The organism is Thiopseudomonas sp. SA1F2-1K (assembly GCF_057443035.1).
Window position 1 is genome coordinate 2379162 of sequence record NZ_CM172014.1, and the last position, 12736, is coordinate 2391897.

The 12736-nt window shown below is 47.5% G+C and carries 11 protein-coding genes; 5 read left to right on the forward strand and 6 right to left on the reverse strand.

Annotation, left to right across the window (positions count from 1 at the left end; all coding sequences use genetic code 11):
- Positions 1–133 precede the first annotated feature (133 nt).
- Positions 134–1978, forward strand: a complete 1845-nt coding sequence (gene ilvD / locus AC2T15_RS11560; protein ID WP_486778366.1) for a dihydroxy-acid dehydratase — start codon at positions 134–136, stop codon at positions 1976–1978.
- 110 nt (positions 1979–2088) lie between these two features.
- Here the strand turns inward: ilvD and AC2T15_RS11565 are convergent, their stop codons facing one another.
- Genes AC2T15_RS11565 through AC2T15_RS11575 form a run of 3 tightly spaced genes read right to left on the reverse strand, consistent with a single transcriptional unit; the run spans position 2089 to position 4829 of the window.
- A complete protein-coding gene (locus AC2T15_RS11565) occupies positions 2089–3297 on the reverse strand; it encodes an IS256 family transposase (protein WP_486777816.1) in 1209 nt (402 codons plus the stop codon).
- A 40-nt stretch (positions 3298–3337) separates the two neighbouring features.
- Positions 3338–3733, reverse strand: a complete 396-nt coding sequence (locus tag AC2T15_RS11570; RefSeq protein ID WP_486778367.1) for a hypothetical protein — start codon at positions 3731–3733, stop codon at positions 3338–3340.
- 34 nt (positions 3734–3767) lie between these two features.
- The gene (locus AC2T15_RS11575; protein WP_486778368.1) at positions 3768–4829 is read right to left on the reverse strand and encodes a hypothetical protein; all 1062 of its coding nucleotides are present in this window, start codon (positions 4827–4829) and stop codon (positions 3768–3770) included.
- A gap of 107 nt (positions 4830–4936) precedes the next feature.
- Between AC2T15_RS11575 and AC2T15_RS11580 the strand changes: the two genes are divergently transcribed.
- The 4 genes from AC2T15_RS11580 (at position 4937) to gcvH (ending at position 9572) form a co-directional block, all read left to right on the forward strand.
- The gene (locus AC2T15_RS11580) at positions 4937–6112 is read left to right on the forward strand and encodes a benzoate/H(+) symporter BenE family transporter (protein WP_486778369.1); all 1176 of its coding nucleotides are present in this window, start codon (positions 4937–4939) and stop codon (positions 6110–6112) included.
- A 107-nt stretch (positions 6113–6219) separates the two neighbouring features.
- Complete coding sequence (locus tag AC2T15_RS11585; RefSeq protein ID WP_486779048.1) at positions 6220–7836, forward strand: ABC transporter permease; 1617 nt, start codon at positions 6220–6222, stop codon at positions 7834–7836.
- Positions 7837–8023: 187 nt separating this feature from the next.
- Positions 8024–9106, forward strand: a complete 1083-nt coding sequence (gene gcvT / locus AC2T15_RS11590) for a glycine cleavage system aminomethyltransferase GcvT (RefSeq protein ID WP_486778370.1) — start codon at positions 8024–8026, stop codon at positions 9104–9106.
- A gap of 88 nt (positions 9107–9194) precedes the next feature.
- Positions 9195–9572 (forward strand): glycine cleavage system protein GcvH, encoded by a 378-nt coding sequence (gene gcvH, locus AC2T15_RS11595; protein ID WP_053100736.1) that lies wholly within the window; start codon positions 9195–9197, stop codon positions 9570–9572.
- Between the two features lie 110 nt (positions 9573–9682).
- Here the strand turns inward: gcvH and AC2T15_RS11600 are convergent, their stop codons facing one another.
- The 3 genes from AC2T15_RS11600 to AC2T15_RS11610 are packed head-to-tail and all read right to left on the reverse strand — an operon-like array spanning position 9683 to position 12538.
- Positions 9683–10987 (reverse strand): TRAP transporter large permease, encoded by a 1305-nt coding sequence (locus AC2T15_RS11600; RefSeq protein ID WP_486778371.1) that lies wholly within the window; start codon positions 10985–10987, stop codon positions 9683–9685.
- The gene (locus AC2T15_RS11605; protein WP_486778372.1) at positions 10984–11484 is read right to left on the reverse strand and encodes a TRAP transporter small permease; all 501 of its coding nucleotides are present in this window, start codon (positions 11482–11484) and stop codon (positions 10984–10986) included. Before AC2T15_RS11605 ends, AC2T15_RS11600 begins: the two co-directional genes overlap by 4 nt.
- Before the next feature lie 52 nt (positions 11485–11536).
- Positions 11537–12538, reverse strand: a complete 1002-nt coding sequence (locus AC2T15_RS11610) for a DctP family TRAP transporter solute-binding subunit (RefSeq protein ID WP_486778373.1) — start codon at positions 12536–12538, stop codon at positions 11537–11539.
- Positions 12539–12736 lie beyond the last annotated feature (198 nt).

Consider the following 12736-nt stretch of genomic DNA (forward strand, 5'->3'; position numbering starts at 1 on the left):
AAGCTGGCGTATGATCAAAGCATTATTCGCCACTACCCAAGGCGGCCTTAGCAGCTTTATGCTGTCGCGGACATCCCGCCCACAGCCATAACTGTGCTTAATCCTGTTTGAATTATTTTTGCTGGAAACCGTCATGCCTAATTATCGCTCTAAAACTTCTACGTTCGGCCGCAATATGGCCGGTGCCCGTGCTCTGTGGCGCGCCACCGGAATGAAAGATGAAGACTTTCAAAAACCAATTATTGCTGTTGCCAACTCCTTTACCCAGTTTGTACCAGGACACGTGCACCTAAAAGATATGGGCCAATTAGTCGCACGTGAAATCGAACGGGCCGGCGGTGTTGCTAAAGAATTCAACACCATCGCGGTAGATGATGGAATTGCCATGGGTCACGATGGCATGCTGTACTCGCTTCCCAGCCGGGAAATCATCGCAGACTCAGTGGAATACATGGTCAATGCCCACTGCGCCGATGCGTTAGTCTGTATTTCTAACTGCGATAAAATCACCCCCGGTATGCTAATGGCTGCCCTGCGCCTGAATATTCCTGTGGTGTTTGTTTCAGGCGGCCCCATGGAAGCGGGTAAAACCAAACTAGCTAATCACGGCTTAGATCTAGTAGATGCCATGGTGGCAGCCGCAGATGATAGTTGCTCTGATGAGAAAGTCGCCGAATACGAGCGTAGCGCCTGCCCAACCTGCGGCTCTTGCTCGGGTATGTTTACCGCTAACTCAATGAACTGCCTCACCGAGGCCTTGGGTTTATCACTACCGGGCAATGGTTCGATGCTCGCCACCCACGCTGACCGCGAGCAGCTCTTTTTACAAGCGGGCCGCACCATTGTGGAACTGTGCAAACAGTATTACGAGCACAATAACGAAGCAGTACTACCACGCAGTATTGCTAACTTTAAAGCCTTCGAAAATGCCATGACGCTCGACATTGCCATGGGTGGTTCGACCAATACCATTTTGCACTTATTAGCTGCAGCCCAAGAAGCAGGCGTTGATTTTGATTTGCGTGATATTGATCGTCTGTCACGCCATGTACCACAGTTGTGTAAAGTAGCGCCGAATATTCAGAAATATCACATGGAAGACGTGCACCGTGCGGGTGGTATCTTCAGTATTTTAGGCTCCCTCGCCCGTGGTGGTTTGTTACATACCGATGTTTCAACCGTCCATGCCCCTACCATGGCTGATGCGATTGCCCAGTGGGATATTACCCAAACCACTGATCCAGCAGTGCACACCTTCTTTAAGGCAGGTCCTGCGGGTATTCCAACCCAAACCGCCTTTAGCCAAGCTACTCGCTGGGATTCTTTAGACGATGACCGCGAACAAGGCTGTATTCGTAGCGTAGAACATGCTTACTCCAGTGAAGGCGGTTTAGCCGTATTATACGGCAATATCGCCGAAGATGGCTGCGTAGTTAAAACCGCTGGAGTTGATGAATCAATCCTTGTCTTTGAGGGCAGCGCGAAAATCTTTGAAAGCCAAGATTCTGCAGTAAAAGGCATTTTGGCCGATGAAGTAAAAGCGGGCGATATCGTGATTATTCGCTATGAAGGCCCTAAAGGTGGCCCGGGCATGCAAGAGATGCTTTACCCAACCTCTTATCTAAAATCTAAAGGCTTAGGTAAGGAGTGCGCTCTGTTAACCGATGGCCGTTTCTCTGGCGGTACTTCAGGCTTATCCATTGGCCACGCCTCACCTGAAGCAGCTTCAGGCGGTGCGATTGGTTTAGTGCAAGAAGGGGATAAAATCCTGATTGATATCCCTAACCGCAGCATCAACCTGCTGATCAGCGATGAAGAGCTAGCCGCGCGCCGCGTGGAGCAAGATAAAAAAGGCTGGAAACCGGTCGAGCAGCGCACCCGTAAAGTTACCTCAGCGCTCAAAGCCTACGCCATGCTCGCCACTAGCGCCGACAAAGGTGCCGTGCGTGATACCAAGCTGTTAGATGAGATGATGTAACGGAAGCTAAGGAAAACCAAAGGCTTCTAGCACAAAATGCTAGAAGCCTTTTTTTATTAGTTAAGATTATTTATCGCGACCCTGTAAATGATTCTGTGTAACTGCCAAGGTTAAATATAATCTTTTAAGCGGTCTTCAAACTCAATCATAAATCGATTCAATGCCGGTTTCCAATCTCTGATCGGCATGGTCCACTTCTTGGACGCATTTTGGATTGCCAAATAGATGACTTTCTTAGCCGAGTCATCGGTTGGGAACAATTTACGTTTTTTGATGGCTTTGCGGATCACGCTATTCAGCGATTCAATGGCGTTGGTGGTGTAAATCACCTTTCTGATATCAGCAGGATAATTGAACAGGGTATTGAGGTTATGCCAGTGCGTCCGCCATGACTTGCTGATTTGTGGGTACTTGTCGTCCCAGTGCTCAGCAAATTGGTTCAGGGCGAGCAAGGCTTCTTCTTCGGTGACTGATTGGTATATTTGCTTTAACTCGGCGGTGACGGCCTTGTAGTCCTTCCAGGGCACATATTTGACTGAGTTGCGTACCATGTGAACGATACAAAGCTGAATTTGAGTCTCAGGGAAGACCGCATTAATGGCATCAGGGAAGCCTTTTAGCCCGTCAACACAGGCAATTAATATATCTTTTACGCCCCGATTTTGAAGCTCAGTGAGCACATTAAGCCAGAACTTAGCGCCTTCATTTTCAGACAGCCATAAGCCTAATAGCTCTTTTTGGCCTTCCATATTCACGCCTAGAGCAAGATAAACGGCTTTGTTGATAACATGCTTATCTTGGCGGATTTTAACCACAATGCAGTCCAGATAAACGATGGGGTAAACCGCATCCAGTGGCCGTGACTGCCACTCAACTACCTGATCAATAACGGCATCAGTGACTTTAGATATGAGGCTTGCAGACACATCTGCGCCGTACATTTCTTTGAAGGTATCGACAATTTCTCGTGTCGTCATGCCTTGGGCATAGAGAAAAAGGATTTTATCATCCATCGAGGTAAAGCGAGTTTGGTGCTTTTTCACCAGCTGCGGTTCAAAATCACCTTGTCGGTCACGTGGCGTATCCAGCTCAAACTGGCCGTCTTCAGTGCGCACGGTTTTGCGCGTGACACCGTTGCGGCTGTTTTCTGAGCTGGACTGCTCGTGCTTGCGATAGCCTAAATGTTCATCAAGCTCAACGCTAAGCGCTGCTTCAACCATCACTTTGGTGAGCATGGCTCGCATGTCTGTCAGGTCTTTTTCAGTTTTAATACCTTTTGCCGCTTCGCGTGCAAAGGCTTCGAGGTCTTTTTTGTTCATCGTCTGTTTATCCTTCCCGTTAGGGGTCAATGATAAACAGTTACACAGATTTAATTACAGTCTCTTTATCGCAGCGGACTAATCGCGAACCTGGTTCATAATTTTCGTAAGTAATAACTAAAAACTGTCCATCATAAAGCTTTAAGTTATCTGTTCTTTTATATTCTCCCTCTGCTTCAGAGCACATTAAATTCACAGTAACTTCATTCACGCCAACTTGGGTAACTTTTTCGACAGAACAACTGGCTTCGTAGCCACTGATGCTATCACTATCAATAATTGCCCCTGTATCTGGAACACCTATCTCCATAGCTGTTTCACACATTTCTGCTTTTTCCCAAAAGCCATGAAACTGACTGGGTATTTTATCTGCAGCCAATACTGGTGCACTTAAGCCAATGACGGCTAACCCTAAAGCCAAGGTTAACTGTTTCATTCTATTGCTCCTTGTTAATCTAACCTGTCTTACACTACCTAAAAACATGGCGTCCTAATTTAAACATATTCCACAACAGCAGTACGCTCCACAGCAAAGCATTGAGCAGGCTGGCCACTAACTCCAACATAACGCCAGATAACCAAGCCAGTTTTTTACCTAATCGAGGTAATAATTTCAGCGCTCCTACATAACCTTGTTTAAACTTTTGCGAAATTTTAGCTAAACGACTGACTTGTGCTACCGATTCAGCTCTATTTAAAGTTTCCAGCATGCCGCGCAAACCACTGTGCGTACTGATCGTACCGATATTGTTGCTCACTTTTTTAAAGTGCTTAACTACTTGTGGTTGAACTAGCTGGCCCAAAGGGGCTTTTAACTCTTTGAAGCTCGCCGTATTCAACTGGGTAAGCTTGAGTTGTTGCCACTGTTGCTTTATCGCCTGCACTGCAGCTGGGTTGATACTATTTTCACCCATACGGGTTAATTGCTGCATTAGTTTCTTATTCAGCTTTCCTGCTTTTTTAGCTGCTTTAATACTAGAAGCCCCTGCTGCGGCAATTGCACTGCTGCCACCACTAACAACAGTTCCAACAGATAAGCCAATACCTACGGCTGATAATCCTAGTACCAATTGATCAGAATCTGGCCAATTAGCTAACTCACGGCCTAAATCACGCACATCACCTATCAATAAAAAGTCACTCACAGTGCTGGCCGCCAAGCTATTAGCAGAGTGCACCTCACCTAACCAAAAACCGCGCCATAGCTCACTGCTTGTTCGCTGTGTAGCTGCCCACCAAGAGTTAGCTTGCGCCAGTTTAAGCTCAAGCTGCGACTGATTACTTAATCTAACTGCTTGCTGCTGGGCTAACTCAAACAGTGAATTGGCTAACTCAACATCTTCTTGTTCAAGTGCTGCTAAAATCGCTTGGGTATAGGTTTCTGGACTCACTTTACTTAGCTCAAATGCGGTTAAGTGCAGACTATCTTGATCAAAGCAAAAAATACTCGCGGCATCCAAAGCTTTACTGAGAAAAGGCAAGCTAACGACTAAATAGCTAACTAATAGCAGCCTGCTCATCCATCGATACATTCCTTAATTTCCTTTTAAGTTAAATCCAAACAAACGAAAAGCCTGTCGCAGTTAACGTAGTAAATTTGTTATAAACACTGACTTTAATTGTTCGGTCAGTGTACATCATGTCTTTTATTCGCCGCCTCCAACAAGACTTTAGCTTTTCTAGCCTAGTGGCTGGGTTTATTGCGGTGCTAACCGGTTATAGCAGCGCGGCGGTGATTGTGTTTCAGGCGGCGGAAGCGGCGGGTGCCAGTAGCAGCCAAATTAGTTCGTGGATGTGGGCCTTAGGCATTAGCATGGGGCTGACGACCCTTGGCTTATCTTGGCGTTACAAAATGCCCATTATCACCGCTTGGTCAACACCAGGTGCGGCGCTGTTGGTCACTAGCCTGCCTGGCCTCAGTATGCCGCAAGCCATTGGGGCATTTTTGTTTTCTGCATTGCTAATTACCCTTTGCGGCGTTACGGGGTTATTTGCACGCTTAATGCATAAGATTCCGGCGTCACTGGCGGCAGCGATGCTCGCTGGAATTTTACTGCAATTTGGCCTCAACTTATTTATCAGTCTTGAGCAACAACTCCTGCTTCCGTTGGCCATGATGGCGACCTACTTAATCAGTAAACGCTACCTGCCGCGCTACGCCATTGCGTTAAGTTTAGTGCTCGGAGTTGTACTCGCTGCCGCGCAACAACAAGTGCAGCTAGCGCAATTAACTCTCACCTGGGGCAAGCCGGAATGGATAACGCCTGAGCTACACTGGGCCAGTTTATTAAGCGTGGGATTACCGCTCTTTATCGTCACTATGGCCTCGCAAAACTTACCAGGAGTTGCAGTGCTGCAGTCTGCCGGCTATCGCCCACCGGTTTCAGCGATTGTAAGCTGGACCGGCTTAAGCAATCTATTACTAGCGCCCTTTGGTGCTTATGCTCTTAACTTAGCCGCTATTAGTGCTGCAGTTTGCACCAGCCAAGAAGCCCACGATGACCCTAGCAAACGTTATATGGCCGGCGTATTTGCTGGCTTATTTTATTTAGCTCTCGGCATTTTAGGCGGCACGGTGGCTGGACTTTTCGCTGCCTTACCTAAAGTACTGGTGATGGTGATTGCCGGCTTAGCACTGCTCAATACCATTGCTAATGGCTTAGTTGCTGCCTTACAGCAGCCACATCAACGCGAAGCGGCAGCCGTTACTTTTTTACTCACTGCCTCAGGGATCACCTTATTTGGCATCGGCGCCGCCTTTTGGGGGTTAATCGCGGGAGTGATTACTTTGATCTGGCTTAAAGCAAAAGATTAACATTTACATTGACTGCTGTAACCTAAGCCGCTGCCCGTTATACTGTGTCACTCGTGCTAGCGCACCTCTCGCTGGCAGCTTTATTGAATCCTGATCCCGAGGTTGCTGTGGCTCATCCTGCTCAACGCCGCTGGTATCCTATTACCAGTTTTTTTGCCATTTTAGTGTTACTGCCCATTACTGTTCTGCTGCTTAGCTGGCATCAGGTTGACACTGAAATTTGGACGCACCTATGGGATACCCAAATGCTTCGCCTGCTCGGCAATACTGCCACCCTGATGTTAGGCGTGGGACTAGGCGTTACCCTATTAGGCGTGAGCTTGGCTTGGCTGACCAGTTTGTGTGAATTTCCTGGCCGCAAATGGTTAGACTGGGCTTTAATGTTGCCGTTTGCAATTCCCGCTTATGTGCTGGCCTTTGTATTTGTAGGACTGTTGGATTTTTCAGGGCCAGTACAAAGTTTCTTACGTAACACCTTAGAGTTAAATCTCAACTTTCCTCGCATTCGCTCAACGGGCGGGGTGATTACCGTATTTGTCCTAGTGTTTTATCCCTATGTTTACCTACTCGCCCGCACAGCCTTTATGGTCCAAGGCAAAGGCTTAATGGAAGCCTCGCGAGTACTCGGCTGCTCTCCTTGGCAAGCTTTTTGGCGGGTAGCGCTACCGGTGGCACGGCCAGCGATTGGCGCCGGTGTCGCCTTAGCATTAATGGAGTCCTTAGCCGATTTTGGCGCGGTATCCGTATTTAATTTTGATACCTTTACCACCGCAATTTACAAAACCTGGTATGGCTTTTTTAGTCTATCCAGCGCGACCCAACTCGCTAGTTTGTTGCTGTTATTTGTTGCTTTACTCATTTTTGCCGAGCACAAAGCCAGAGGCGCGATCCGCCCTGCTAATGAACGAGCTCGGCGCACAGCCTTATATCGTTTACGTGGCTGGAAAGCCTGGGCAGCCAGCTGTTGGTGCCTGTTAGTCTTTGCCTGTGCCTTTGTAATACCAGTGTTACAGCTACTGGCTTGGCTCTGGCAGCGAGGACGTTTTGATCTAGATGAGCGCTACGCTGCCTTAATTACCCATACCCTATACCTAGGCTTAGCTGCCGCAGCACTCACAGTCAGCGGCGCTTTATTGCTGGCCTTTGCTAAGCGCTTAGCAGCTAATCGCTTTAACCGCGCCACTGTTGGTTTAGCTAATCTCGGCTATGCTCTGCCCGGCTCAGTGTTAGCGGTCGCGATCATGCTGGCTTTTAGTTACCTAGATAATGAGTGGATAGTACCACTTTCCAAGTGGCTCGGTGGAGCTGGTAAACCACTGCTGCTCGGTAGTTTAGGTGCCTTATTATTAGCCTATGTGATACGTTTTATGGCGGTCGCTTTTGGCCCACTCGAAACTGCTTTAGCTCGAATCAAGCCCTCACTGCCAGAAGCAGCGCGCAGCTTAGGTGTTAGCGGCAGTGGCTTATTTCGTCGCGTGTATCTGCCATTATTGCTGCCAGGTACTTTAACTGCCGCTTTATTGGTGTTTGTGGATGTGCTTAAAGAAATGCCAGCGACTTTAATTATGCGTCCCTTTGGCTGGGATACCTTAGCCGTACGTATTTTTGAAATGACCAGTGAAGGCGAATGGGCCCGAGCTTCATTACCCGCACTCACCTTAGTATTGGTTGGCCTACTGCCGGTTATTTTGCTCATTAGACGATCCGCCAAAACGACTTATTAATTGTTTAAGCTAGGTATAATTCACAGCCTGAGACAGTTCTAATCTGCTTTTTAGTTAAAAATCGTTTATTTTATTAGCGTTTTTGTAGCATCACCGACAACTTATCTGCGGTGGTTTACGTTTTTCAGCAAGCTGCGTCCTTGCTGCCTAGTCCAAGCTAACGCTCGTTAGCCTGTGAGGAGATCCTATGGGATTGCGCACTCCAATGTATGACATACATCTGGCTTTAGGTGCCAAGATGGTTGATTTTCGCGGTTGGGATATGCCGCTACATTACGGTTCTCAAGTTGAAGAACACCATCAAGTTCGTAATGATTGTGGTGTTTTTGATATCTCCCATGTGGCGGTTACCGATATTACAGGTGCCGATGCCAGCACCCTACTACGCACTGTACTGTGCAATGATGTTGCTCAACTAGCAACCGTCGGCAATGGTCACTACAGCGCCCTACTCAATGAACAAGGCGGAATTATTGATGAAGTGCTGGTATTTAAAAGTGCTAACGGCTTTCGCTGTCTAACCAATGCCGCTACTCGAGATCGGGTGCAAGATTGGCTGCAAAACCACGCCCAGTCGCTGGCAGTTGAGCTAAATTTTCACCGTGATTTGTGTGTGTTAGCGATCCAAGGCCCGCAGACCTTTGAACATCTTGCCCGTATTTTTAGCTCTAGCCGTATGGCTCAGTTGCAGCAATTAGACGCTAACTGTAGCTTTTTTGAAGAGCAGTGGTTCTTTTCGCGCACCGGTTATACTGGCGAAGAAGGCATTGAAATTATTCTGCCCCATGAACAAGCAGTCGCGTTATTTAATGAAATTGTGGGTGCTGGCATTGCGCCAATCGGCTTAGGCGCCCGCGACACGCTACGCCTAGAGGCAGGATTTTGCTTACAAGGTAATGACATGGATGAAAGCACCACGCCATTAGTTTGTGGCCTTGCTTCACGCGTATGCTTTGCTGATCAGCAACGCCAATTTATTGGCAAGGCCGCCTTACAAGCCCAACAAGCGGCTGGTAATTTGGATCGTATGGTGGGCTTGGTCTTAGAAGAACGCGGCGTCTTACGGGCCCAACAACCGGTGCGAATTAGCGGTTACCCCGATGGCATCATTACCAGTGGTAGCTTTTCCCCCACCTTAGGTAAAGCCATTGCCTTAGCTAGGGTGGCAGCCTGTGCAGATGAGCGTGGCGAAGTTGAAATTCGTAATAAATGGCATCCGGTACGGGTAGTTAAACCCTGCTTTGTAAAACACGGCGAAATTCTTATTTAACTCTCAGCATTCGATGCTATGTTATTAATCATCGAATGCTTATCGACCATCACTGATTAGCCTGTCCAGCTGCTGAGGAACTCATAATATGAATAACACCCCTGATCACCTGCGCTATGCCACCAGCCATGAATGGGCACTATTAAATGCAGACGGTACGGTTTCTGTCGGGATTACTGATCATGCCCAAGAAGCTCTAGGAGACATTGTTTACCTAGAACTGCCAGCACTTAATAGTCGCTTAGAGCGTGGTCAACAAGCCGGCATTGTGGAGTCAGTAAAAGCCGCGTCAGATATTTATGCCCCTATCAGCGGTACCGTCATCGAGGTGAATGATACCCTCACAGAGGCCCCAGAAGGCATTAATAGTCATCCTTACGACAGCTGGTTTTACAAACTACAGCCTACAGACGTAAAAGAGCTAGACCTGCTGCTTGATGCCGCCGGTTATCAAGCCAGCGTCTAGTTTCCTGCCTCTTCGAGGGTGCCAGGCTTAACGCTATTTACAATCTTGCACAAGCAAGCCTCGCTTCCCCAATCACTGCCCCTAGCCAATCAGGGGCAGTACAGCCTGTATTAGTCCAGCGCAAAGCCAAGATAACGCGGCAACCAGAGCGCAATTTCCGGGAAAATCATAACTAAAAGCAAGGCACTAAACATAGTTACCATAAATAGCATGGCCCAGCCAAAGGTGTGTTCTAAGCGAATATCGGCCACCTTAGTGGTCACCATCAGGTTGACCGCCACCGGTGGCGTAAACTGACCAATCGCAATATTCATTGCCAGTAAGATCCCAAACCACACAGGATTCCAGCCAAAGTGTTGAATCAGTGGCACCAATACTGGGGTTAAAATCAGATAGATAGACACCGCATCCAACAACATGCCGGCCAATAACACCAGCAGCATGACTAATAATAATAAGGTAATTGGGTTATCTGAAATCGACAACATAGCTTCGGCAAGACTGGTGAAAGTGCCTAAGGTAGTGCCTGCCCAAGCAAAAATTCCGGCTAAAGAGATAATTAACAACACAATGCCTGAGATTTTGGTGGCTTCGACAAACATATCCACTAACCCAGACCAGGTCAGCTGGCGATAGACTAAACTCCCAATCAGCAGACCATAGGTCACCGCAACCACAGCCGCTTCAGTTGGAGTAAACAATCCAGAACGTAAGCCACCCAAAATTAATACCGGAGCAAATAACGCCGGCAGTGCTTCAATAAAGCTTTTACGAATCGAGGGACGTTGCTCCTCATCCTCTTGTGGATTTTCCCAGTTATTTTTCTTGGCTAAAAAGTATGCTGGCACTAAGAGTGAACAACCGGCCAAAATCCCCGGAAATAATCCCGCTGCAAATAATGCCCGTAAATCAACGCCTGGCATCATCACTGAATATAAGATCAGCGCAATCGACGGTGGAATCAGAATCGCCGTCGATGAAGCCGCAGCAATCAAAGATGCCGAAAAAGGTCGTGGATAACCTGCTTTAGTCATACTGGGCAACATCACCATCGCTACCGCGGCCGCATCGGCTGGGCCGGAGCCACTCATGCCACCCATAATTAAGCAGACTAAAACTGCCACTAAGGCTAATCCACCATGGCGCCGCCCAATTAAGGACTGGGCGAACTTAACTAAGCTGGCTGCCACTCCTGCCCGCTCAAAAATAATGCCGGTTAAAATAAACAGCGGAATCGCGATCAGGGGGTATTTAGCAATGCTGTTATAGGTATTGCTACCTAAGGTCGCCAGCATATCTGGCGATAATCCTAAAACAATTCCAGCGGCGCCGCCTAAACCTAAGGCAAAGGCCACCGGCATACCAATCAATAAACAAATGCCGAAGATAATCAGCATCCACACATCAGGACTCATGCTGATTTTTCCTCAGTTGTGCTAGCAGGGGTTAAACGGTTATCACGAATCCTTTCCACTAAGTTTTGGGTGCTGCGCCAGACAATAAATAGGCTCAAAAAAGGTAGCCAAATCTGGTAAATCCAGGTGGGATAGCCCAATCCAGCAGAGGTCGACTCCCACTCGTATTCCTCATAGGTCAACACCCCGCCATACCAAATAATCAATCCTAAAACGACTAAACCACCCAGCCACTGCGCCACATATAACATGGGCCGTAAACGTGGGCTGAGCTTTTCTTCAAGTAGGGTAATTCGGATATGCTCATTGCTACGCGCGGCCACTGCAGCGCCAGCAAAGGCTAAAATCACCATAAACACCACAGAAAATTCTTCAGTAAAGGCAAAAGAAGCATTGGTGGTATAACGCACAATAACGTTACCTAAACTGATCAAACAGATTCCAGCTAAGGCGGCAACACCTAACCAAGACTCAAAACGTGCTTTAGGCTTAGACATAACACTCTCTGACCTAGCCCTGAGTAGGGCTAGGTATTACGGGCAGAATAAATTAACGGTTTTGGATCGCTGACTGTGCTTTTTCAACTAGGTCAGCACCAATTTTTGAGGTCCACTTTTTGTATACGCTCTGGGTTGCCTCAACAAAAGCTGCCCGTTGTTCTTCGCTCAGCTCGGTAATCTCTACATCACGCTCACGAATGCGCGCCAAGGTATCGGTTAATTCAGCCCGTGATTTTTTCACCTCCCACTGACCCGCTTCAATCGCGGTTTCAGTCAGTAACTGCTGATCTTCTTTGGATAACGTACGCCATAGACGTTGGTTAACACCAAAAATTAGTGGGTCATTCATATAGTGCCACAGAGTTAAATGGCTCTGACTGGCACGATCTGCGCGGGCTGCATCAAACACCGATAATGGGTTTTCTTGACCATCAACGGCACCAGTGGTTAATGCTGGTTGAGCATCGGTCCAGCTCATTTGCGTTGGATTAGCGCCTAGTGCATTAAAGGTATCTAAAAATAAAGGCGAACCTACTACTCGAATCTTTAAACCTTTGAGGTCTTCTGGCTGCGTAATGGGTTTACGCGAGTTAGAAATTTCCCGAAAACCATTTTCTCCCCACGCCAATGGCATCACGCCACGCTTTTCAATCGCGGCAAATACTTGTTTACCCGCTTCACCTTGAGTAATTGCATCAACCGCTGCATCATCAGGCATTAAAAAAGGTAAAGAGAACAAGTTAAGTTCAGGCACCTGCGTTGACCAGTTAATGGTAGAACCGACAGCCATATCAATCAGGCCGCTACGCATCGCAGAAAACTCACGAGTTTGGTCACCAGACACCAGTTGCGCATTGGGGTAAATTTTAAGTTTGATCTTACCTTCTGAACGCTCTTCAACCAGCTCCGCCCACTTCACCGCAGCCTGCCCCCAAGGATAGGCATCTGAGAGTACGGTCGATACTGAATACTCTTTGACTTCAGCAAAGCTCGTCGCTGCACCCATTGCCACAGTCGCTAAGCCAGCTAAGAACAGGTTCTTTAACTTCATGTAATAAACCTCAAAACATTTAATAATTATTGGTGCACGTTGCCCCTTTATTAACAGCCTTAGGCAAACGTGTGTGCTAAACAGAAGAGATGAGCGAATGAAAACAGCTCGCTTAAGCTCACTATTTTAGCCCAGCAAACCCAATAGTTATTGCTAATATTATTAGCAAGCTTTTTATATTTAGCGTTTTTAGCTGTT

Coding starts and splice junctions, on each gene's coding strand:
- ilvD (WP_486778366.1), top strand. CDS start 134: ATGCCTAATTATCGCTCTAAAACTTCTACGTTCGGCCGCAATATGGCC.
- AC2T15_RS11565 (WP_486777816.1), bottom strand. CDS start 3,297: ATGAACAAAAAAGACCTCGAAGCCTTTGCACGCGAAGCGGCAAAAGGT.
- AC2T15_RS11570 (WP_486778367.1), bottom strand. CDS start 3,733: ATGAAACAGTTAACCTTGGCTTTAGGGTTAGCCGTCATTGGCTTAAGT.
- AC2T15_RS11575 (WP_486778368.1), bottom strand. CDS start 4,829: ATGTATCGATGGATGAGCAGGCTGCTATTAGTTAGCTATTTAGTCGTT.
- AC2T15_RS11580 (WP_486778369.1), top strand. CDS start 4,937: ATGTCTTTTATTCGCCGCCTCCAACAAGACTTTAGCTTTTCTAGCCTA.
- gcvT (WP_486778370.1), top strand. CDS start 8,024: ATGGGATTGCGCACTCCAATGTATGACATACATCTGGCTTTAGGTGCC.
- gcvH (WP_053100736.1), top strand. CDS start 9,195: ATGAATAACACCCCTGATCACCTGCGCTATGCCACCAGCCATGAATGG.
- AC2T15_RS11600 (WP_486778371.1), bottom strand. CDS start 10,987: ATGAGTCCTGATGTGTGGATGCTGATTATCTTCGGCATTTGTTTATTG.
- AC2T15_RS11605 (WP_486778372.1), bottom strand. CDS start 11,484: ATGTCTAAGCCTAAAGCACGTTTTGAGTCTTGGTTAGGTGTTGCCGCC.
- AC2T15_RS11610 (WP_486778373.1), bottom strand. CDS start 12,538: ATGAAGTTAAAGAACCTGTTCTTAGCTGGCTTAGCGACTGTGGCAATG.